Raw genomic sequence first — 21883 nt, forward strand, 5'->3', positions numbered from 1 at the left:
TCGGGGCATCGCACGCCGGTGGTTGGCGCAGCTGACCGCGGGCGCGAGAACAGCGCCATTTTGTCGGGGACAAGTATGCAAGGCAGCCCTATCACCTTCATCGTCGCGTTCATCGTCGTTCTGGCGTTGATCGGCGTCGCTGCATGGCTGGTTCGCCGATTCGCCGGCAATCGGATCGGTGCCAACACCCAGCGCGGCCGGATGCCCCGGCTCGCGGTGATCGATGCCGCCGCGGTCGATGGCCGGCGCCGCCTGGTGCTGGTCCGGCGCGACAATGTCGAGCATCTCCTGATGATCGGCGGCCCGACCGACATCGTCGTCGAGCCCAATATCGTGCGCGCCGCGGCCGGCCGCGACCAGCTCCCGCAGCGCCCCAACGCCGCCGAACCGCCGCGCCTCGCCCCCATGCCCGACGCCGGCGCCTGGGCCGACGAAGCGCCACGGCCAGAACTGCTCGATCAACCCGAACCGCAGATGCCTGAGCCGCCGCCGCGGCCCGCGCGGCCGTCCTTCGCCGACGAACTGCGCCGGCCCGCGCCCGCCTTGGCTGAACGCCGCGGCGAGCCGGCCCTGCCCGGCTTTCCGCCGGAGCCTATGACGCCGCGTCCCGAGCGCGAGCCGCGGCCCGAAGCGCTGCCGCCGCGCATTGCCCGCAGCGAGCCGCCGCTGATGCCGCGCCCGCCGCGCCAGAGCGAACCGGCAAAGATACCGCCGGTGCGCGCCGAGCGCGCAGCCGCGCCGCCGCCTCCGCTGGTGCCGCCGGCCCCGTCGGTTCCGCCGCCGGCGCCCGCCGCCGCTACGCCATCGAGCGCCGAGCAGAATCTTGCTGAAATGGCGCAGCGGCTAGAGGCAGCCCTGCGCCGCCCGGCCGGCGAACCGGTCGCCCCTCCAGTTGCACCGGAACCGCCGGTCGCTCCGGCCCGCGTTGCACGCAGCGAGCCGCCGGCGTCCCCGGCCCCGCCGGCAAAACCTGCCGCGGAGAAGACCAGCTTTGAAAATCTGGAAGACGAGATGGCCTCGCTGCTCGGCCGTCCGAAGCCGTCTTCGTGAGGCTGCCGGCCCTACCGCGTAGAGTTCTTTTCCTTTCTGTCCTGGTCGGTGCGGCTTCGCTCGCGATGCCCGCGCATGCGCAGGACATCAGCATCAATCTCGGCGGCCAGGGCGGCGGCGTCACCGAGCGCGCGATCCAGCTGATCGCGCTGCTCACGGTGCTGTCGATCGCGCCCTCGATCCTGATCATGATGACGTCGTTCACGCGCATCGTGGTCGTGCTGTCGCTGCTGCGCACCGCGATGGGCACGGCGACCGCGCCGCCGAACTCGGTGATCATTGCGCTCGCAATGTTCCTCACCTTTTTCGTGATGGGGCCGGTGCTGCAAAAATCCTACGACGAGGGCATCCGTCCGCTCGTCGCCAACCAGGTCAGTGTCGAGGACGCGCTCCAGCGCGCCTCCGTCCCCCTGCGCGGCTTCATGCAGAAGAACGTGCGCGAGAAGGACCTCAAGCTGTTCCTGGACCTCTCCGGCGAGCCGCCGCCCGCCACCGCCGACGACCTCGGCCTGCGCATCCTCATCCCCGCCTTCATGATCTCAGAGCTGAAGCGCGCCTTCGAGATCGGCTTCCTCTTGTTCCTGCCCTTCCTGATCATCGACCTGGTCGTCGCCTCGGTGCTGATGTCGATGGGCATGATGATGCTGCCGCCGGCGACGATCTCGCTGCCGTTCAAGCTGATCTTCTTCGTCCTGGTCGACGGCTGGTCGCTGGTGGCGGGGAGTTTGGTGCAGAGCTACGGAGGGTAGCGACCGCGGGGGTCGTCAGCGCCCCATCCTCTCGTAACTAGCGATAGCCTCCCGCTCTCTCCTCGTCATTGCGAGGAGCCCTTGCGACGAAGCAATCCAGAGTGCCTCTGCGGAAAGATTCTGGATTGCTTCGCTGCGCTCGCAATGACGGAGTATCTGGCAACGTTACCGGCCGTGCCTCGCGCGGGACCCCTACCCCTTCACGTCTCGTAACTAGCGATAACCTCCCGCTCTCTCCTCGTCATTGCGAGGAGCCCTTGCGACGAAGCAATCCAGAGTGCCTCTGCGGAAAGATTCTGGATTGCTTCGCTGCGCTCGCAATGACGGAGTATCTGGCAACGTTACCGGCCGCGCCTCGCGCGGGACCCCTACCCCTTCACGTCTCGTAACTAGCGATAACCTCCCCTCTCTCCTCGTCATTGCGAGGAGCCCTTGCGACGAAGCAATCCAGAGTGCCTCTGCGGAAAGATTCTGGATTGCTTCGCTGCGCTCGCAATGACGGAGTATCTGGCAACGTTACCGGCCGTGCCTCGCGCGGGACCCCTACCCCTTCACGTCTCGTAACTAGCGATAACCTCCCGCTCTCTCCTCGTCATTGCGAGGAGCCCTTGCGACGAAGCAATCCAGAGTGCCTCTGCGGAAAGATTCTGGATTGCTTCGCTGCGCTCGCAATGACGGAGTATCTGGCAACGTTACCGGCCGCGCCTCGCGCGGGACCCTACCCCTTCACGTCTCGTAACTAGCGATAGCCTCCCCTCTCTCCTCGTCATTGCGAGGAGCCCTTGCGACGAAGCAATCCAGAGTGCCTCTGCGGAAAGATTCTGGATTGCTTCGCTGCGCTCGCAATGACGGCGTATCTGGCAACGTTACCGGCCCTGCCTCGCGCGGGACCCCTACCCCTTCACGTCTCGTAACTAGCGATAACCTCCCCTCTCTCCTCGTCATTGCGAGGAGCCCTTGCGACGAAGCAATCCAGAGTGCCTCTGCGGAAAGATTCTGGATTGCTTCGCTGCGCTCGCAATGACGGAGTATCTGGCAACGTTACCGGCCCTGCCTCGCGCGGGACCCCTACCCCTTCACGTCTCGTAACTAGCGATAGCCTCCCCTCTCTCCTCGTCATTGCGAGGAGCCCTTGCGACGAAGCAATCCAGAGTGCCTCTGCGGAAAGATTCTGGATTGCTTCGCTGCGCTCGCAATGACGGCGTATCTGGCAACGTTACCGGCCGTGCCTCGCGCGGGACCCCTACCCCTTCACGTCTCGTAACTAGCGATAACCTCCCGCTCTCTCCTCGTCATTGCGAGGCGCCCTTGCGACGAAGCAATCCAGAGTGCCTCTGCGGAAAGATTCTGGATTGCTTCGCTGCGCTCGCAATGACGGCGTATCTGGCAACGTTACCGGCCGCGCCTCGCGCGGGACCCCTACCCCTTCACGTCTCGTAACTAGCGATAGCCTTCCCTCTCTCCTCGTCATTGCGAGGAGCCCTTGCGACGAAGCAATCCAGAGTGCCTCTGCGGAAAGATTCTGGATTGCTTCGCTGCGCTCGCAATGACGGCGTATCTGGCAACGTTACCGGCCGCGCCTCGCGCGGGACCCCTACCCCTTCACGTCTCGTAACTAGCGATAACCTCCCGCTCTCTCCTCGTCATTGCGAGGAGCCCTTGCGACGAAGCAATCCAGAGTGCCTCTGCGGAAAGATTCTGGATTGCTTCGCTGCGCTCGCAATGACGGAGTATCTGGCAACGTTACCGGCCGCGCCTCGCGCGGGACCCCTACCCCTTCACGTCATACTGCTTGCTGAGATGGTCGCCGATCTGGACCAGCATGGCGACGCTTTCGGGGAAGCCGGGCTGGTCACGCGTCTCCTGATCGGCGTCCGCGCGGAACTCCCAGCTGTCGCCGTCGCGAACGATGGAGATGGCGAAGCCGTCCGGGCCATCGATATGGGCCTTCAATTCGGCCCGCGCCATGGCGATGAGTTCGGCTTCGGTCTTGGCAGGCTTGCTCATTTCGTCCCTCTCCAGGCATGAAGACGTGCAGGTTGCCGTCTCGCGCGGCAGCTGTCGAGAGGTCTGGTGGTAGCAGGGTTCCTACCGCATCATCTTGATCTGCCGCACGGCGGGGATCGTCGGCAGCGAGCCGGTATGGTCGCTCTCGTCCCTGGCCTGCGGCGAGGCCGGTGCGCGGGCGGTGGCGTCGGGGAAGCGCTGCTTCATCTCGCGCAGGAAGCCGTCGAGCGTATCGACGCTGGCGGCGAGCTTGGCGATCTCGGCGAATTCGGCGCTGGAGGCCGCAGCCGGCTTGCTCGCGATGTCGAAGGCGAGACGATCGGCGCTCTCGCTCATCAGCGGCGCGTATTTCTCGCGGAAGCGCGACAGACCGATCGAGTCGTCGGCGAGCGCGTAGCCGACGGCGGCGCGGATGATGTCGCTCTTCTCCACCGCGTTGAGCGGCTTGAAATCGCGAAAACGCTCTCCATAGTAGAGCTCGATCTGCTCGGCGGACTCGCGCCACCGCCGCGCCGCCCAGAAGATGTCGGAGCGCAGGCGGAGCACCTCGCGCCCGGAAACGTTGGAGACTATGTCGAGCGCGAGATCGTGACGGCCGACATCGCTCTGCGCGCGCGCTTCCAGCAGCAGGCGCTGCTGCCTGAGCTCGCCGGAGAGATCGCTGATGCGGCTTGCGCGCAGCGCCGAGATCGCCTTGTCGGGCCTGCGGTTGGCGAGATAGATCATGGACAGGCGCGCGGCGACCTGGGCGCGGGCGGCGCCTTCGAGGCGGTGGTCGACCTGGTACTGCAAGAGCTCGGCGGCCTGGTCGAGCAGGTCGATCGAGGCGAGACGGTCGGCGAGACGCCGGATCAGCTCGTCGCCGCGGCGGCCGATCGGCGTCAGCTCGCGAAACTCGTAGAACATGCCGAGCGCTTCGACCACAGGCAGGTCGTCGCCCTTGGGCCCCAGGAAGATCTGCGTGAACAGCTCGGAAGCGAGGTCCTGCGCCTGGCGCGAGGCTTCGGCGTTCGGCTGCAGCCTCGTCGCGGTGCGCGCCGCCGTGAGCGCGTCACGGTAGCGCCCGTTCGCGGCATACAGCTGCGACAGCATCTGCAGCGTCTTGACCTCGATCCCATCGCCGCGCCAGGTCATCGACAGCGTCTCGAGCTCGCGCAGCGCGTCTTCCTTGCCGATCTCGTCGCGCTTCTGGCGCAGCGCGACCTCGAGCTGCTTGGCTTCGGCCGCAGCCAGACGATCGTTCGAGCCGACCGCGAACTTGTAGTCGTCGAGCGCATCCTTGTCGTGGCCGAGCGCCTCGGCGAGCCGGCCGCGCAACACCGCAAAACCGGGCGCCGCCTCGGGCGAGACCCCGACGACCTCGAGCTCGCTGCGGCGCTTGGAGGCGCCGGCATAGTCCTTCACCTCGAGCGAAGCGCGCATCGCGTCCATCGTCACGATGCGCTGGATGTCCAGCGGCAGCGAGGCGATGGCGAATTCGACGTTCTTGAACTTCTCGCGCGCGTCCGCCCATTTGCCTTGGCGCGCATAAGCAAGCGCCTTCCAGAGCTGGGAATCATGGCTGTTGCCGATGACGGGATTGGCGAGGTCCTTCAGGCCCTGGGCCGGCCGGCCGATCAGGATGCTCGCGATCGCGTGCATGATAAGGGCGCCGCTCTCCTCCTTGTTGAGCGGATCGGCCAGCATCAATTCGGTCACGGCCTTGGCTTCGTGATACATCGCGCGGGACATGTAGAACTGCGCGAGGTCGAGCCGTGGCAGCGAGCGCTGCGTCGGATCGACCGCGGAGATCGCCATGACCAGATCGCTCTGCCGCGTCCAGAAATTCTCCGACTGCCCCTTGCGCCAGCCTTCCGGGCTGAAGATCGGGCGCACCGCGGTCGGCGCGCGCTCGGCGGAGATGTCGACCGGCGACAGCGTCAGCCCGCCCTTCTTGCCGAGGATGACCTTGTCGGACCCGACCTCGACGCCGATCTCGTCGGAGTTCGGCCGGATCGCGATGCCGTGCGCGGACTCCAGCAGCGAGAGATCGACGAGGTCCTGCCGCTTGATGAAGCCGCGCACCGGCCGTTGTGCGGTGACGATGTAGAGCGTGTCACCGGCATCGGGGTCGGTCAGCTTGTGCAGCTGGCCGGGATTGGCAAGGGGGACTGCGATGTTGGCGAGCGCGGGATCGGTGATGTTGCGCGACATCATCAGCGGCAGCGGCGTCGCCTGGATCTTGTCGGCGAGCGTCAGCAGCCAGTTGGTCTCCTTGCCGACCTCCTCGCTCGTCAGCGAGTAGACCAGCGGCCGGGTGAGACGGATGCGCACCGCCTGTCCCTTGTCGAGTGGCAGGCGTCCGACTTCGCCGATCATCGCGCCGCCCTTGGTGCGGATCGCTTCGAGGTCGATCGGCTTCGGCGTATCGAACACCAGCCAGATGGTATCGCCGCGACGGAACGCCGCCGCAGGGGTCGAAACCTGCAACGGGAACGTCACCCGCAGGCCATCGCTGTCGCGGCGCGCATCGACGCTGGCGACAGCGGCCTGCGGCGCCGGCGCCTCGGCCTTCGAGGCTTCTTTGGCAACTTCCTTGACCGGCTCCTTCGCCGCTTCCTTCTCGACCTCTTTGGGCGCCTCGACGGTTGCAGGCATGGCCGGAGCTTCGGCGACAGGCGCGGGCTTCGGAACTTCCTTGGGCGCTTCCCCCGCGTGGGCAGCCTCAGCCGGGGGCGTCGGCTTCGGTGCGTCGGCGACCGGCATTGCGGCCGGCACTTCCGGCCTCACGTCGATCTTGGCCTCGCGCGCGATCGTCTCCGATGTCGGCGGCGTAATCTCGCGGCGAACCTCCTTCGACTTCTCGGCCGCCGGCTTTTCCGGCGCAGGCGCCGGCGCGTGGCCCGCTGGCATGGCCTGCGCGATCGCTGCCTCCGGCGTCATGGCCGTCTTGCCCCTGTCCGGCTGGAAGGAGATGTCGACAACGTAGTTCTTGTCGTCGCGGAAGGAGTGCACGTCGGAATCGCCGATCAACGCGATCTCGACGCTGGTCTGGTCGATATCGGCCTTCTGCTTGATCGAGGCGACGTTCGGCGGCGCGGCGACGATGGCGTCCGCCAGGTCGAAATTGAGATTGGCGTTGAACATCAGCGTGAGCTTCTGCTCGTTGAGCACGGAGGACACGCCGACGCCGTCAGGCATCTCGAACACGAAGCGCACGAAGGTCGGCTGCACCGAGGCGCGGACGCGGATCTGCGGTCGCTTCTTGGTCTCGGCCGCGGCGCGCTGGGCGCGCAGCGCCCGTTCCGCGAGACGCGCGCGCTCGGCGAGCTCTTTGACCACGTCCATGGGCAGGCTCGGCGGCGGCCCCTTCCAGCCCTCCGGCAGGAGGTCGATGAACGTACGCTCGCCGGCATTCATGGTGTTGACGGTGACGCGTCGCGCGAGCGACAGACGGATGGCGCCGCCGTCAGGGTCGCGGCGGGCGGAGTTGACGTAGTCGGGGGCGCCTTCCGGAACGCGGTCGACGGGGACGTCCACCGGACGATCGAAGCGGATGATGAGGATGGAGCCGGCCGTGGTCACCTCGGACGGAACATCCTCGCCGAGCTTGATGACGAGACGGGCAAAGCCGCCGCCGGCCGAGAAGCTCGCCTCGCCCCTGACGGCATCGGCCGCCCGGCCGGGCGCCGCGAGGCCGATCAGGAGGCAGGCTGCCAGTATCGGCGCCTTGCGGGCGTGACGCGACAATCCCCGCACCAACGCGCGGGCTCGCGACACAAATCCAGCGGCAGCCTCTCGCGCCATTTGCGGCATGTCTTCCGGTTCGGCGGTCCACGCCGGCGCTCAGGCCGGCCGATGCCCTCGAATGTAGGTTTTGCCAATTAAGGACTTCTTAAGTATGAGCCCTCAATTCGGCTTTTGCGTCGGCTTGCCGTCGATCTTGGGCAGGTCGCCGGCCGAGGCGGATTGATCGCCGCCGCCATTGGCACGTCGGGCCATCTCGACCGTGAGCCGCTCGGCGGCCTCGGGCGACATCAGTCCGAGGATGTCCGACATCTTTCGCGGAGCGATCGCCGAGGCGATCTCGATCAGCACGCCCATCTCCAGCCGGTCGAACACCCGCGCGGCGTCCTTCGGCTTCATGCCCTCATACATGGTGACGAGGCCCTTCATGCGCTGGGCCTCGGCGGCCTTCTGCTCGGCCTGCGTCGCGGTGATGCGGGTTTCCACCGCCTTCATCTCCTCGACCTTGTTCTCGATGCGCTTCTCGGCGGATTTGAGCAGGCTCTCGCGGATGTCGATCTCGCGCTGGCGGGCCTCGATCTCCTGGCGGCGCGCCTGCAGCCGCTCGAGGATCGCGCGCTCGGCGGCCGAGACCTGCGGCTGGCCCTCCTCCGCCTTGACCACGGTGCCTTCGGACTTGGTCTCGGGCGCGGCGGGCTTCGGGGCCTCCTTCGGCGCGCCATGGGTCGAGCCGGTGATGTCGGGGTCCTCGCGGCCCGTCGGGAAGTTCAAGTTCTCCTGCGCCCAGGACTTCTTGGTCTGCTTCGGCTGGTAGTCGAACACATAGCCGCCATTGATCACGAGGCCCACGACCTTGAGCGTGGCGAGACCTGCGACGGCGACCAGGACGACCGGAATGACGCGGATGTTACGAAAGGACTTCATACCATGGCTTTATGCGGCAAGGCCGTTGGACCGCCGGCGCTCCGAGAAGGCTTCAGCTGCAGCCGCCACCGCCTTCGCCGACGACGGCTTGGCTACGGGCGCGGATACCGTTTCCGAATTGGTCACAGGCCGCGCCGCGATCGCGATCTTGGACAGGCGCCGGACCACGTTGTCGGCTTCGCCGAGCTGCTTGTAGAGCTGGTCCGACATCTGGCTCGCGGCCGCGAGCTGGCTGCCGAGGTTCTCGTTGACGTCGCGCACGGCGAGCTTCAGCCCGCCTATCGCGCGCTCGGCGATCTCGGTCGCGGTAATCAGCTCGGCGATCACCGCCTTCAGCGAATGCTCGTCCGCCTTCAGCCGCGTCAGGCGCTTGTTCAGCAGGATACAGTAGCCGATCGTGAGCATCAGCAAGATAGCCACCAGCGTCTCGATCGCCATTCCCAGGGAGTGGTTCATGGGGCCTCCATCATCTTGTTCTGCTCGTCCACCTTCTCGAACATCGCAAGTGTCGTACTTGGCTTGCGCAGGGGTTTCGTCACGCGGATCGCGACGCGGTCGCCGACCCGGCCCATGCGCCCCTCGGTCAGCGTGACGTCGCCGCAGCGCACGGTCACGTTGGCGTCGGCGCGCATGTCGAGCGGCAGCGTGTCGCCGACCTTCAGGCGCATCAGCTGCTTGAGCGGAATGTCGGCCTCGTAGAGCACGGCGTCGACGGCGATCTCGGCCTGCACAATCTCGGTGGCGAAATGGCCCTCCCAGATCGGGTCGCGGCCGAACTTTTCGCCCATGAACATCTGGAGCAGGACGCCCCGGATCGGTTCGATGGTCGCATAAGGCAGCAGCAGCTCGATGTTGCCGCCGCGGTCTTCCATGTCGATGCGCAGGCGCACCAGGATCGCGGCGTTGGCGGGACGGCTGATCGCGGCGAAGCGCGGATTGGTCTCCAGCCGGTCGATCGTGAAGGTCACGGGCGACAGCGGCCGGAACGCCTGCTCGGCATCGGCCAGCACCACCTCGACCAGGCGCTTCACCAACTCGGTCTCGATCGTGGTGTAGGGCCGGCCCTCGATCCGGAGCTGGCTGGTGCCGCGGCGGCCGCCGAGCAGCACGTCGATCATCGAGTAGATCAGGTTGGAATCGACCGTCGCCATGCCGAAGTTTTCCCACTCCTCGGCCTTGAACACCGAGAGCACGGCGGGCAGCGGGATCGAGTTCATGTAGTCGCCGAAGCGCACCGAGGTGATGCGGTCAAGCGAGACTTCGACGTTATCTGAGGTGAAGTTGCGCAAGGACGTCGTCAACAGCCGCACGAGGCGGTCGAAGACGATTTCGAGCATCGGCAGACGCTCGTAGGAGACCATCGCCGAATCGATGATCGCGCGGATGCCGCTGTGGTCGTCGAGCGTGACGTCGCCGACGGTGAAGCCGAGGAGGTTGTCGATCTCCTCCTGCGACAGCACCCGCTCGCCGGAATTCTTGCCGGTGCCGAGATCGCGGCTGCCGTCCTCGACCATGGCCGCCCATTGCAGGGCCATGGTCTCCGACAATTCGTTTTCGGCAGCGGCCTTCGCGGCCTCTGCGGGATCCTCGGAATCGAGCGACGCCTCCCATTGGGCGGCAATCGCATCCTGGTCCATTTGCTCGTTGCCGGCCATGACGCTAGCCCGTTACCTTCCGCAGCATCATCACTGGATCACGACTTCCTTGAACAGCACCGCGCTGACCTGGATCGGCGCGACCGCCGCGTTGACGCGCTTGGTCAGCTCCTCCTTGAGGCGGAAGATGCCGGCGGAGCCGTTGAGGTCGGAGGAGCGCAACTCGCGGACATAGGTCTGGAAGATGTCGGTGACACGCGGCATGGTCGGCTTGATCGCCTCGATCTGCTTCTCTTCCTTCAGCTCCAGCACGATCTTCAGCTTCAGATATTGCACGCGCTCGCCCGGCGCGCCGGCGAGGTTGACCATGATGTCGGGCACGTCGACGAAGGCGGGCGGCTTCGGCGGCGGGGCCACCTCGGCATGGTGCTCGTCGTCGCCGTGACGGAAGAAGAAGAACCAGGTCGCCGCACCGCCGCCGAGGACGGCGAGCAGTCCGACGGCCATGATGATGAGCTTGAGCTTGTTCTTCGGGGGAGCGGCTTCGGCGCCCTCGGCGGCTGCGCCGCCTTCCGCTTCATTCTCTGCCATGGTCGCCGGGCTCGCTCATCTCTTAAGGAATCGAAAGAGCGAAGCCCCCTGGCAGACGTTGACGCGATACGAATGTCCCAGCGCAATGCGCTCCTCTTGCCCGCAAACGCTACGGTAATAATGGTTAACGGTTTCTTTCGATTGGGCCCCAGCTAGGAAAAATCTGCCGGGCAAACATGGCTAACAGAACCTTCCTGCCGCCTTCCGGCACCCTCGAAAAATCATCAAATAACTGAAGTTACATACATTTTCAGGTTGGCACGGCTTTCGCTGGTAGAGGGCCGGGACCGCAGGGGTTTGGGAGAACCCAGCAGTCTCGTTCACGGGGTCGGCCAAGGCGCTTGGGAGAGCGAGGTGGCGGATCTCACTCAGGGGAGATCTTCCGATGCAGAACGCGCTTCTGATCGGCTTGTCACGGCAGATGACGTTGGAGCGGCAGATGGATGTCATCGCCAACAACGTCGCCAATGCCAACACCAACGGCTTCAAGGCCGACCATTCGCTGTTCGAGGAGTATCTCAACTCGAACGCGCGCGAGGACAATTTCATCGGCTCCGACCGCCGGGTCTCCTACGTGCAGGACCGCGGCACCTTCCGCGACGTCGGCCAGGGTCCAATGGAGCCGACCAACAACCCGCTCGACATGGCGATCACCGGCAATGCCTTTTTCGCCGTGCAGGCCAACGGGGCCGAGCGCTACACCCGCGACGGCAAGTTCACGCTCAACAGCACCGGCCAGCTCGTCACCTCCGACGGCAACCTCGTGCTCGGCACCGGCGGCCCGATCACCTTCCAGCCGACCGATCACGACATCAACGTCGCCCCCGATGGCACCGTCACCGTGCTCGAGGGCACCGCCAAGACTGACTCGATCCGCGGCAAGATCCGCATGGTCTCCTTCGACGATCCGGCCAAGCTGACCAAGCTCGGCACCAACCTCTACAGTGCGGGGTCGGCGAACCAGCAGGCCGACACCAAGTCGACCGTGCAGCAAGGCTACATCGAGAAGTCGAACGTGAACTCGGTCGGCGAGATGACCCGCATGGTCGAAGTCATGCGCAGCTACACCGCCATCGCCAATCTGCTGCAGCAGCAGAGCGACCTCCACAAATCGGCGATCGAGAAGCTCGCCGACGTTCCGGCCTGATTAGGGGATCACTGACATGCAAGCGCTCCACACCGCTGCGACCGGAATGGCGGCCCAGGAACTCAACGTCCAGGTCATCTCCAACAACATCGCGAACCTCCGCACCACGGGCTTCAAGAAGCAGACCGCGGCGTTCCAGGACCTGATCTACGAACACGTGCGCCGCGTCGGCGCGCAGGCCTCGGATCAGGGCACCATCCTGCCTGTCGGCGTCGACATCGGCGGCGGCGTCAAGACCGTCGGCACACCGCGCAGCATGACGCAGGGCACGCTGTCGCAGACCGGCAACGACCTCGACCTCGCGATCTCGGGCGAAGGCTTCTTCAAGATCCTGATGCCCGACGGCACCTTCCAGTACACCCGCGACGGCACCTTCCAGATGGACAACCAGGGTCGCGTCGTCACCGCCCAGGGCAACCCGGTGCAGCCGACCATCACCATCCCGCAAAACGCCTCGGGCATCACCGTGAACGAGCAGGGCCAGGTCTCGGTCACGTTGCCGGGCTCGTCGACCTCCTCGATCATCGGCACGATCAACGTGACCCGCTTCATCAACAAGGCCGGCCTGCAGCCGGTCGGCAGCAACCAGTTCACCGAGACGCCGTCCTCGGGCCCGCCGCAGGACGGCACCGCCAACACCGAAGGCTACGGCAAGGTCACGCAAGGCAGCCTGGAGCAGGCCAATGTGGACGTCGTCTCGGAGATGAGCGACCTGATCGCGGCCCAGCGCGCCTACGAGATGAACGCCAAGGTCATCAGCGCCGCCGACCAGATGATGCAATCGACTACGGCGCTGTTCCGCTGAGGTGATGACGATGAGCCGGACCACATTCGCCACGATCTCCGCGCTCCTGTTGCTGGCCCTGCCGGCACAGGCCGCCGACGACGGCATCGCCGCGCCGACGCTGCGCGCGAACGTCACCGTGACCTCGGACGTGGTACGGGTCGGCGACCTCATCGACAATGCCGGCTCGGCCGCGCTGATCCCGGTCTACCGCTCGCCCGATCTCGGCACCACCGGTGCGTTGCCGGTCGCCCAAATCCTGGGCGTGCTGCGCGCCAAGCAGGTGATCGGCGTGATGACCGGCGACATCAGGGAAGTCCAGGTCACCCGCCTCGCCCGCACGCTCGCCAGCAGGGAACTCGAAAACGCGGTGGCCTTCGCGCTCGAGCGCCGCTTCGGCCTTGGCGATGCCGCCAACATCACCGTCACCTTCGACCGCGGCGTCTCCGACATGCGGCTGGACGCCTCCAATACCGGCGCGCTGCAGCCGGTCGCCACCCGCTACGATGGGCGCAGCGGCCGTTTCGACATCGCATTCGAGATCAACAACGACAACAACCCGACGCCGACCAGGCTGCGCTTCACCGGCACCGCGATCGAGACCGTGGAAGTTGCCGTGCTGACGCGCGACATCGACCGCTCCGACATGCTGAAAGCCTCGGACATCTCGCTGGAGCGCCGGCCGAAGGCCGAGGTCGCCGGCGAGGCCGCCTCGCGCGATCGCACCATCGGCATGCAGCTGCGCCGGCCGATGCGGGCGGGCACGCCGATCCGCGTCGCCGACATCGTCAAGCCCGACTTCGTGCAGCGCGACCAGAGCGTCACCATCATCTACCAGGTGCCCGGCCTCTACCTCACCACGCGCGGCAAGGCGATCGAGAGCGGCGCCGAGGGCGACACCGTTTCCGTGCTCAACCTGCAATCCAAGCGCACGCTGACCGGGGTCGTCACCGGCCGCGGCCAGGTCACCGTGCAGGGCGCCAGCCAGTCCGCGCCGATGGCGCCGGCCGTCGAGCAAACCTCCTCGCTCAAGCGCGATGAAGCGCCCGCGCCCGTCGACACTGCAGCCCTCGTCCGCAGCCTGGTCCAGGCCCCCGCGTCGCCGGCCCAAATCGCACAAGCCCAGATCCCGCAAGCCCGCGTCTCGCAAGCTCCAGCCAAGTCAGAGTAAGTCATGTCCTCGTTCAGTTCGGCTTCCCGTCTTCGTCGCATCGCGATCTCTGCCCTGCTGCTGGCCTCTTGCGCGCTGGGCGGCTGCTCCTCGATCGATCGCCTGTCGCAGATCGGCGAGCAACCGAAATTGTCCGCGATCGACAATCCGACGACGCAGCCCGGCTACAAGCCGGTGCAGATGCCGATGCCGAAGCCGGAAGTCGCCTCCTACAATCCGAACTCGCTGTGGCGTAACGGCAGTCGCGCTTTCTTCAAGGACCAGCGCGCCCACCAGATCGGCGATCTCCTCACCGTGACCGTGAACATCACCGACAAGGCCAACATCGCCAACGAGACCCAGCGCAGCCGGACCAACTCGGAAAATTCGGGCATTACCGATTTCATCGGCGCGCAGACCATCACGCAACCGCACAAGATTCTGCCCGGCCGCATCCTCACCGCCGACTCCACCGCCGCCAGCGACGGCAAGGGCTCGGTCAACCGCACTGAAGCCCTGCAGACCAACGTCGCCGCAGTCGTCACCCAGGTGCTGCCGAACGGCAACCTCGTGGTCGAAGGCAAGCAGGAGATCCGCGTCAACTACGAAATCCGCGAACTGATCGTGGCCGGCATCGTCCGCCCCGAGGACATCCAGAGCGATAACACCATCGATTCCACCAAGATCGCGCAGGCCCGTATCGCCTATGGCGGCCGCGGCCAGATCATGGACGTGCAGCAGCCGCGCTACGGCCAGCAAGTCATGGATGTGCTGCTGCCCTTCTAAGCTTCTTCAAGAGCTCCCACATCGTGTTCGCGAACCTAGGCGCGAACGACGGTGTACTACGCGGCCCTCGCTAGCTCCCCTGGCGAGGGCCGCACGTGTTTTGTCGTAGATGCGCACCGCGAGCCGGGCCCGCGCAATCGTAGCGATACCGGCGCCCTGCATTCCGTCATTGCGAACGCAGCGAAGCAATCCAGAATCCCTCCGCGGAACGACTCGAGATTGCTTCGTCGCAAGAGCTCCTCGCAATGACGGTGGCGAGAGCTCACTTGAACTCCGCCTCCACCACACCGAGCCCGTCCAGCTCCATCCGCACCTTGTCGCCGGCCTTCAGCCACAGCGTCTTCACCAGGCTCCCGGTGAGAACCAGCTGTCCCGCATGCAGCCCCTTGCCTTCTGCGGCGAGGTGATTGGCGAGCCAGGCGAGTGCGTTGTGGGGATGGCCGAGCACGTCGGCGCCCGTGCCGCTACTGACCTCCTCGCCGTTGACGATGGCGCGGCCCTTGACCGCTTTCAGGTCCGGCACCGACGACCGCGGCACCGAGGGACCCAGCACGCAGCCAGCGGCGAAGAAGTCGTCGGCGATCAGCGTCGGCGCGCCAATCGTCTCCCACTTCACGTAGCGGTCGTCGACGATCTCGATCGCAGGATGGTAGGACTCGACCGCCTCGCCGACCCATTCCGCCGTGAACGGCGCCTCGCCGGCGGCGAGGTCGCGCTTGAGCCGCACCGCGATCTCGCATTCGACGCCGACCCGGACATATTTGGAGGCCTGGAGCTTCGCACCGCTGTCGTGGATGCCCTTCTGGAACACGCCGCCCCCGCACGGGTGCGGAATGCCGATATAGTCCTGCATCACCTGGCTGGTGCAGCCGATCTTGTAGCCGACGAGCGGCCCGACATAGGGCAGCAGCAGATCGTGCAACGCGCGCTGGACCTGGTAGCCCTCGGCCTCGTCGGCCGGCGGAACCTCGAGGGCCGCAAGCGGCGCATGGTTGCGGCGCGCCAGCGCGATCGCCTTTGCGGCTTCGAGAATCTTGTCCATCGGCGCCGCCTCCCGCGCTATGCAAATCCAGGACGGCACTTCAGCATCCCCGCCCCGGCCTGACAAGCGCGGGCGGCGGACCTTACGGCTTGAGAAGGCCAAGCCAGACCAGGCTCTCGGCGGTCGCAAGGATCGCCTCCTCGTTGCTACGCACCTGCCAGCCGAGCAGCGACCGCGCCTTGACGCTGGTGGAATGCCCGACACGCCCGAGCATCGGCACGACGGCGGGCAGCAGCCGAATCGGGCTCGCGGCCAGCCGCACCAGCCAGTCCGGCGCCTGGAGCCGCGGAACCCGGCGTTTAACGAAATATTGAGCTGGTCGAGGCGCTATGGGGATGCGCGCCTCGTGGCGTCGCGCGAGGCTGATTGCAGCACTGCTTGATGCAGCTCGATCAGCCGCTCAGCATCAGGGGCGATCTCGTTGATGCGACTCGCAATACCTTCCCACACCTGAAGCGAAAGTCGATTCTCCTCCGATCTCACGTGAGATCGGAGGAATCGACTCTAGCTCATTGATCGCGATTCACTTTTCGCGATTGCGCTCACGCGTTGATGCGGGCGGCGGCAAGCGACAGGCAAAATGCCGGACATGGCGCGAAATGGCGCCTCGCGTCCAAAAACAAAGAGCCGCATCTCTGCGGCTCGGACCTTATTCGTCGCGATAAACCTTCTCGCGTTTCTCGTGGCGCTCCTGCGCTTCCACCGAGAGCGTTGCGATGGGCCGGGCTTCGAGCCGCTTCAACGAGATTGGCTCGCCGGTGTCCTCGCAATAGCCGTAGGTGTTGTCCTCGATCCGCTGGAGCGCGGCGTCGATCTTGGCGATCAACTTGCGCTGGCGGTCGCGGGCACGGAGTTCGATGGCGCGGTCGGTTTCGGACGATGCCCGATCAGCGAGATCGGGGTGGTTGACGTTCTCCTCCTGCAGGGCTTGCAGGGTGAGCTTGGACTCTTTGAGGATCTCATCCTTCCAGGCAAGGAGCTTCAAACGGAAGTACTCCTTCTGCCGGTCGTTCATGAAAGGCTCTTTTTCGGTCGGTCGGTAGTTTTTCAACTTTTCCAAGGGCGGCCTATCTGTCTAAGCAACGACTCGCAAACGGAACGGGGTCCGTTGAGCGGGGCGTTATATAGCGGCCTCCCGTGACAGACAATATTTCCTTAATCACTCGGTTACCGCCCCCAAACCCTTGCACAGGAAGGTTTATCCGCAAAGGGGCCGGGGGCGGCCGAAGGCCTAGTACCCGACCGTGAAACGCTGCTTCAGATGGGACGGCTTCTCGATCTCATCGACCAGCGCAATGGCGTAGTCGGCGAAACTGATCCAGCTCTTGCCGTTCGCATCTGCGAGAAGCTGGTCGGTCCCAAGCCGGAACTTGCCGGTGCGTTCCCCCTCGATGAACAGCGCCGACGGCGAGATGAAGGTCCAGTTCAGGTCCTTTTCCTGACGCAGCAGATGCAGAAAGGCGGAACCCGCCTCCGCCTCGGCCTTGTATTGGGCCGGAAAACCGGGAGTTGTGACCAGCTTCACGCCGGGGGCGACTTCGAGGCTGCCGGCTCCGCCGACGACGAGGTAACGACCCACCCCGGACGCCTTGGCCGCGCCGAGCAGCTTCTGCGGGTCACTGGCCAGGAAGTGGACGGAACTCACGGCGACGTCGTGGCCGGCCCACAGCTTGGTCAAGCCCGGCTGGTCGAGCACGTCACCCTTGGTCGGCGTGACGTTCGGCAGGGCCGCGATCTTCTCCGGGTTCCGGGCGATGGCGGTGACGCTATGGCCGCGGCGCGACAGCTCCCTGGTGATTTCCGATCCGGCCCGGCCCGAGGCGCCGGCGACTGCGATTTTCATTGGAAGGCTCCTTTGCTCCTCTAGTAACTAGTGGTGACTAGATATCGCAAAGAATGCTAGTGTTAAGAGAGCACTTTGTGCTTACCTGATTACGCTGAAGTAACCGCCGCAACGAAATCGCCGCGCGCAGGCGGCTGGAATGGATCGAGGACCCAAGATGAAGCCCGACGTCTATGCAGCGAATTGCCCCACGCGCCAGATCCTCGACCGCGTCGGCGACAAATGGGCGGTGCTGATCCTCTTGCTGCTGCGCGAAGAGCCAATGCGCTTCAATCAGTTGCGCCGCACGATCGAAGGTATTTCGCAGAAGATGCTGAGCCAGGTTCTCAAGTCGCTGGAACGCGACGGATTGATCAAGCGCCGCGCCATCGCGACCGTGCCTGTGACGGTGGAGTATTCGATCACGCAGCTCGGGCTGACGCTCGCCGCCGCCGTCGATCCCCTGCGCGATTGGGCCGAACAGAATCTGAAAGACGTGCTCGCCGCCCAGCGCCGCTACGACGCGCAACTGAAGGAAGAGGCGGCGTAAGGCACAAGCGATAGCGTAGCTTGCCAACCCAACGTTGGTGTCGTGCCCCGGCTTGACCGTGGCATCCGGTACGCCGCGGCCTCTTGGTTCAACAACGACTGTCTCTGGAATACTGGGTCGCCCGCTCAAGCCGGGCGAGGACAGTCCGCTTGACTAGGCCTGCCCCGCCTTCGCCAGTTCGACCTCGACGCGCAGCTCGATCTCCGAGAGCACGGAGTCCAGTCCGGGATCGCCCGAGGACGATTTCAGGTTCGCCGCGGCGTCGCGCAGCCGCATCACGGTCGAGGCGTCGAGATTGCCGGACAAGAGTCCCATCTTGAGCTCGTCGAGCACGTCGAGCGCGGTCCTGCCGCGGGCGACCGAGCGCTTGCGGCGCTCGACCGGATCCTCCTCGACACCTTGCAGCGCAAGCAGCGCGTCGATGTTGGCGGCGGCCTTCGGTGCAGCGGCGCTCCGCGTCTCCTGCGCCGACGAAGTGTCGGGCAGCACGAAGGTGCCCGAGCCGGTCCGTCTGGCCTGGCTGGTCGGCGTTCCAAGCGTGGTGCCGTTCGGTCCGTAGATGCGCATCGGAAGCAATCCGGGTGATCGATGCGCCACATTCGCCGTTTTATGGTTAACGCTGCGTAAACGGCCCGGCAAAATCTGCCGACGGGCGGCAGTTTCGCTCCTGAAGGCGAACGCCCGCTGACACCGGTCGAAACAGGTTTATTCAACCTATTCAATCATCTAACCCCTCTGCCCAGGTTGGCACAGCGCTCGCAAGGAAAGCGCCGGACCGGCTCGTCATGGGAGTGTCGTGCAGGTCTTCGATTTGAGGAGGCTCTTTGGAAGCCTTGGGGAGCAGAGGATGCCAGCCGTTCGTTGGGTGAGGATTGTTGGGGCGGCCTGCGCCGCGCTGTCGGCGCTGGCGTTGTCGGTCAATTCGGCGGCTGCGACCTCGCGCATCAAGGACCTCGCCAATATCGAAGGCGTGCGGCAGAACCAGCTCATCGGCTACGGCCTCGTGGTCGGCCTCAACGGCACCGGCGACACGCTCAACAACATCCCCTTCACCAAGCAGTCGCTGCAGGCGATGCTCGAGCGCATGGGCGTCAACATCCGCGGCGCCACCATCCGCACCGGCAACGTCGCTGCCGTGATGGTGACAGGCAATCTGCCGGCCTTCGCCACCCAGGGCACGCGCATGGACGTCACGGTGTCCGCGCTCGGCGATGCCAAGAACCTGCAGGGCGGCACCCTGCTTGTCACTCCCCTCCTCGGCGCCGACGGCAACGTCTATGCGGTGGCGCAGGGCTCGCTCGCGATCTCCGGCTTCCAGGCCGAGGGTGAGGCGGCCAAGATCGTTCGCGGCGTCCCGACGGTGGGGCGCATCGCCAACGGCGCCATCATCGAGCGCGAGATCGAGTTTGCGCTCAATCGCCTGCCGAACGTGCGCCTCGCGCTGCGCAACGCCGACTTCACCACCGCCAAGCGCATCGCGGCGGCGGTGAACGACTATCTCGGCGTCAAGACGGCCGAGCCGATCGATCCCTCAACGGTGCAACTGTCGATCCCGCCGGAGTTCAAGGGCAACGTCGTCGCCTTCCTCACCGAGATCGAGCAGCTCCAGGTCGACCCTGATCTGGCCGCCAAGATCATCATCGACGAGCGCAGCGGCATCATCGTGATGGGTCGCGACGTCCGCGTCGCCACCGTCGCGGTGGCGCAAGGTAACCTCACCGTCACGATTTCCGAGAGCCCGCAGGTGAGCCAGCCCAATCCGCTGTCGCGCGGCCGCACCGTGGTCGCACCGCGCAGCAGCGTCAGCGTCACCGAGGACGGCAAGAAGCTGGCGCTGGTCAAGGACGGCGTCTCGCTCCAGCAACTCGTCGATGGCCTCAACGGCCTCGGCATCGGCCCCCGCGACATGATCAGCATCCTCCAGGCGATCAAGGCTGCCGGGGCGATCGAAGCCGACATCGAGGTGATGTGATGCAGACGAGCACGATCAATACCCCGCACCTCACGACGTACTCGCCGACCTTCTCGGTCGAGAGCCGCAACGGCCGACCCGACTTCGAGCTCGCGGCGGCCCTGCAGAAGGTCGCGCCGCAGCAACAAGCCAAGGCGCAGAAGACCGCCACCGACTTCGAAGCGATGTTCCTCAACAGCATGTTCTCGCAGATGACCTCTAGCCTGAAGGGCGATGGTCCATTCGGCAGCACGCCCGGTACCGGCGTGTGGCGCTCGATGCTGACCGAGCAATATTCCAAGAACTTCGCCAGTGCCGGTGGCGTCGGTGTCGCCCGCGACGTCTATCGCACCCTGATCATCCAGCAGGCGAAAGCCACGCTCCGTACGGCATAAGGTCCAACGAGATGAACCAGTTCAACGCCTCACGTCAGCCGATGCAAGCGCAGCGCCCGAACACCGCACCCGGCAGTGCCGAGGCGCGCAAGCTCGCGGAAGATCTGATGGATGCGATGAGCGCGTTGCTCAGCCTGATCGAGCGCGAGACCGAGCTGGTGCGCGCCGGCAACGTCCGCGAGGCCATGACGCTGGAGAGCAGGAAGCAGGAGCTCTCGCGAAACTACGTTGGCGCTGTAAGCCAGCTGAAGGCGAACCAGGCCCAGCTCGCGAAATCCGCGCCCGAGCTGCTCTCGACGCTGCATCGGCACCACGATGCATTCCGCGCGATGCTCCAGGTCAACCTCACCGTGCTCGCGACCGCGCATGCGGTCTCCGAAAGCGTCGTGCGCGGCGTCAATGCCGAGATCCAGAAGCGCAACGTACCGAATACCTATACTGCCGCCGGACGTCGCGCGGCTCCCGGCCCGCGCCACATCACCCCGCTCGCGCTCAGCCGCTCGCTCTGAGCGCACGCAAAAGCTGACTACAATTTGACGAAAAACCGCGCGACGTTGTCGTCGCGTGGTTAGGCACGTTTCCTTACCGGGTCTTCAGTCCTGGTGTTCCATGGTTGCGCATTGAGAGGGGTTGGGATTTGACTCACGTAGGGCAACCAGGAGGCTGCCATGAGTACAGATTTCAGCATCAGGCCGGTGGGGATCCCGGCCCCCGTGCAGATCGTAACGACGTCGAATTCGGCGGCGAACGAAGCCGTGCAAACGGATTTGCCCGTGAGCCAGACGGTCGCCGCGAGCGATACCAGCGCGCCCGTCCGCAACGATTTGCCGAACAACAACGAAAACATCTCGCGGCAGGTCGTGTTCGACCAGGCAGCCGCATCGTTCGTTTTCCAGGTCGTCAACGACAAGACCGACGCGGTGGTGAACCAATTCCCCGACGAGGCGATGCTGCGCCGGCGCGCCTATTTTCATGCGGAGGACTTGAAGTCCAAGCCCGCGCGTCCACTGAACACGGACCTCAGCGCCTGACGATCAGGTGTCGAGCGAGGTGACGGTGTTGGGCGCACCGGCGCGCTTCATAGCCAAGCTGCCTGCGAAATCCGGATGCCGGACTAATAGGCTGTCCGCGAGCCGCTCGCGAAGTCGGCCGTGACGGATCTCATCACGGACGGCCGGACAGACCCGCAGCGATGTTCCGGTTGATCTCGATCAGCGGACGGAAGTGATCGAACTGCGGGCTCATCTGCAGCGCCGCGGTCTGGCTCAATACGAACACGCTGATGTTGGCGATCTTCTGCCGGACGTCGATCGGCTGCGGATTGCTGTCGCGCATGGCTTCGCTCAGGAAGATCGTCCAGAGCTTGCGATTGAACATCAGCGCCTGCATCGTCTGCTCACTGAGCGGATCGGCATTGTTCACCGCATCCTGGAGCTTGTTGGCGGCCTTGAGCAGAGTCTGCGCCTCGATGTCGCGAGGAGATGCGGTGGTCGTTGCGACACGCGCATAGGCCGAGGCAGCGGAATTCGACATCAATCACACCCTGGAAGTTTACCTAGCACGTTGAAAGCGCTTAAGGATTTCTTTCCCAACCCTAGGCAGCACCGCTTAAGA

23 protein-coding genes are annotated in these 21883 nt (G+C 65.2%); 11 read left to right on the plus strand and 12 right to left on the minus strand.

The features are described from left to right. The first annotated feature begins 75 nt into the window (after positions 1-75). Both ACNJYB_RS25670 and fliP read left to right on the plus strand, forming a co-directional pair. The gene (locus ACNJYB_RS25670) at positions 76-1050 is read left to right on the plus strand and encodes a flagellar biosynthetic protein FliO (protein WP_439369244.1); all 975 of its coding nucleotides are present in this window, start codon (positions 76-78) and stop codon (positions 1048-1050) included. Then, entirely contained in the window at positions 1047-1799 is a 753-nt protein-coding gene (gene fliP / locus ACNJYB_RS25675) for a flagellar type III secretion system pore protein FliP (RefSeq protein ID WP_439369245.1), read from the plus strand. Before ACNJYB_RS25670 ends, fliP begins: the two co-directional genes overlap by 4 nt. A gap of 1770 nt (positions 1800-3569) precedes the next feature. On the opposite strand, the gene ACNJYB_RS25680 is transcribed toward fliP, so the two are convergent. From ACNJYB_RS25680 to fliL, 6 genes are all read right to left on the minus strand, one after another. After that, positions 3570-3806 carry a hypothetical protein gene (locus ACNJYB_RS25680; protein WP_439369246.1) on the minus strand — a complete coding sequence of 79 codons (237 nt, stop codon included), beginning with the start codon at positions 3804-3806 and terminating at the stop codon, positions 3570-3572. Positions 3807-3887: 81 nt separating this feature from the next. Continuing rightward, the gene (locus ACNJYB_RS25685) at positions 3888-7592 is read right to left on the minus strand and encodes a tetratricopeptide repeat protein (protein ID WP_439369247.1); all 3705 of its coding nucleotides are present in this window, start codon (positions 7590-7592) and stop codon (positions 3888-3890) included. 102 nt (positions 7593-7694) lie between these two features. Beyond that, a complete protein-coding gene (locus tag ACNJYB_RS25690; RefSeq protein ID WP_439369248.1) occupies positions 7695-8456 on the minus strand; it encodes a MotE family protein in 762 nt (253 codons plus the stop codon). 9 nt (positions 8457-8465) lie between these two features. Next, a complete protein-coding gene (locus ACNJYB_RS25695; protein ID WP_439369250.1) occupies positions 8466-8912 on the minus strand; it encodes a DUF6468 domain-containing protein in 447 nt (148 codons plus the stop codon). Continuing rightward, positions 8909-10111, minus strand: coding sequence for a flagellar motor switch protein FliM (fliM, locus tag ACNJYB_RS25700; protein ID WP_027560322.1), 1203 nt, complete (start codon positions 10109-10111; stop codon positions 8909-8911). Before fliM ends, ACNJYB_RS25695 begins: the two co-directional genes overlap by 4 nt. A 30-nt stretch (positions 10112-10141) precedes the next feature. After that, a complete protein-coding gene (gene fliL / locus ACNJYB_RS25705; protein ID WP_211408776.1) occupies positions 10142-10642 on the minus strand; it encodes a flagellar basal body-associated protein FliL in 501 nt (166 codons plus the stop codon). Positions 10643-11027: 385 nt separating this feature from the next. Here fliL and flgF point away from each other — a divergent pair, with 385 nt between their 5' ends. Genes flgF through flgH form a run of 4 tightly spaced genes read left to right on the plus strand, consistent with a single transcriptional unit; the run spans position 11028 to position 14509 of the window. Beyond that, entirely contained in the window at positions 11028-11789 is a 762-nt protein-coding gene (gene flgF, locus ACNJYB_RS25710) for a flagellar basal-body rod protein FlgF (protein ID WP_439369251.1), read from the plus strand. 16 nt (positions 11790-11805) lie between these two features. Continuing rightward, entirely contained in the window at positions 11806-12594 is a 789-nt protein-coding gene (gene flgG / locus ACNJYB_RS25715) for a flagellar basal-body rod protein FlgG (protein ID WP_439369253.1), read from the plus strand. 10 nt (positions 12595-12604) lie between these two features. Further along, entirely contained in the window at positions 12605-13744 is a 1140-nt protein-coding gene (flgA, locus tag ACNJYB_RS25720) for a flagellar basal body P-ring formation chaperone FlgA (protein ID WP_439369255.1), read from the plus strand. A gap of 3 nt (positions 13745-13747) precedes the next feature. After that, positions 13748-14509 (plus strand): flagellar basal body L-ring protein FlgH, encoded by a 762-nt coding sequence (gene flgH / locus ACNJYB_RS25725; protein ID WP_439369256.1) that lies wholly within the window; start codon positions 13748-13750, stop codon positions 14507-14509. Between the two features lie 262 nt (positions 14510-14771). Here flgH and ACNJYB_RS25730 read toward each other — a convergent pair whose 3' ends face one another. The 4 genes from ACNJYB_RS25730 to ACNJYB_RS25745 form a co-directional block, all read right to left on the minus strand. Beyond that, positions 14772-15551 (minus strand): 2-keto-4-pentenoate hydratase, encoded by a 780-nt coding sequence (locus tag ACNJYB_RS25730; RefSeq protein WP_439369257.1) that lies wholly within the window; start codon positions 15549-15551, stop codon positions 14772-14774. 82 nt (positions 15552-15633) lie between these two features. Beyond that, a complete protein-coding gene (locus ACNJYB_RS25735; RefSeq protein ID WP_439369258.1) occupies positions 15634-15813 on the minus strand; it encodes a hypothetical protein in 180 nt (59 codons plus the stop codon). 387 nt (positions 15814-16200) lie between these two features. After that, on the minus strand, positions 16201-16566 hold the full coding sequence (gene dksA, locus ACNJYB_RS25740) for an RNA polymerase-binding protein DksA (RefSeq protein WP_008554760.1): 366 nt from the start codon (positions 16564-16566) through the stop codon (positions 16201-16203). Between the two features lie 216 nt (positions 16567-16782). Further along, positions 16783-17394 carry an NAD(P)-dependent oxidoreductase gene (locus tag ACNJYB_RS25745; RefSeq protein WP_439369259.1) on the minus strand — a complete coding sequence of 204 codons (612 nt, stop codon included), beginning with the start codon at positions 17392-17394 and terminating at the stop codon, positions 16783-16785. Positions 17395-17551: 157 nt separating this feature from the next. Here ACNJYB_RS25745 and ACNJYB_RS25750 point away from each other — a divergent pair, with 157 nt between their 5' ends. Then, a complete protein-coding gene (locus ACNJYB_RS25750) occupies positions 17552-17923 on the plus strand; it encodes a winged helix-turn-helix transcriptional regulator (RefSeq protein ID WP_026311964.1) in 372 nt (123 codons plus the stop codon). Positions 17924-18076: 153 nt separating this feature from the next. On the opposite strand, the gene ACNJYB_RS25755 is transcribed toward ACNJYB_RS25750, so the two are convergent. Beyond that, on the minus strand, positions 18077-18490 hold the full coding sequence (locus ACNJYB_RS25755) for a flagellar assembly protein FliX (protein WP_439369261.1): 414 nt from the start codon (positions 18488-18490) through the stop codon (positions 18077-18079). Positions 18491-18770: 280 nt separating this feature from the next. On the opposite strand from ACNJYB_RS25755, the gene ACNJYB_RS25760 reads away from it, so the two are divergent. The 4 genes from ACNJYB_RS25760 to ACNJYB_RS25775 all read left to right on the plus strand — a co-directional run bounded on the left by ACNJYB_RS25760 (position 18771) and on the right by ACNJYB_RS25775 (position 21300). Then, positions 18771-19895 carry a flagellar basal body P-ring protein FlgI gene (locus ACNJYB_RS25760; RefSeq protein ID WP_439369262.1) on the plus strand — a complete coding sequence of 375 codons (1125 nt, stop codon included), beginning with the start codon at positions 18771-18773 and terminating at the stop codon, positions 19893-19895. Beyond that, positions 19895-20269 carry a flagellar assembly peptidoglycan hydrolase FlgJ gene (gene flgJ, locus ACNJYB_RS25765; protein WP_439369264.1) on the plus strand — a complete coding sequence of 125 codons (375 nt, stop codon included), beginning with the start codon at positions 19895-19897 and terminating at the stop codon, positions 20267-20269. Before ACNJYB_RS25760 ends, flgJ begins: the two co-directional genes overlap by 1 nt. A gap of 11 nt (positions 20270-20280) precedes the next feature. Further along, entirely contained in the window at positions 20281-20778 is a 498-nt protein-coding gene (locus ACNJYB_RS25770; protein ID WP_439369265.1) for a hypothetical protein, read from the plus strand. 159 nt (positions 20779-20937) lie between these two features. Further along, the gene (locus tag ACNJYB_RS25775) at positions 20938-21300 is read left to right on the plus strand and encodes a hypothetical protein (RefSeq protein WP_439369266.1); all 363 of its coding nucleotides are present in this window, start codon (positions 20938-20940) and stop codon (positions 21298-21300) included. A gap of 133 nt (positions 21301-21433) precedes the next feature. Here ACNJYB_RS25775 and flaF read toward each other — a convergent pair whose 3' ends face one another. Beyond that, positions 21434-21802, minus strand: a complete 369-nt coding sequence (flaF, locus tag ACNJYB_RS25780; protein ID WP_018642830.1) for a flagellar biosynthesis regulator FlaF — start codon at positions 21800-21802, stop codon at positions 21434-21436. Between the last annotated feature and the right edge of the window lie 81 nt (positions 21803-21883).

The organism is Bradyrhizobium sp. SMVTL-02, assembly GCF_051853005.1.
GTDB lineage: Bacteria > Pseudomonadota > Alphaproteobacteria > Rhizobiales > Xanthobacteraceae > Bradyrhizobium.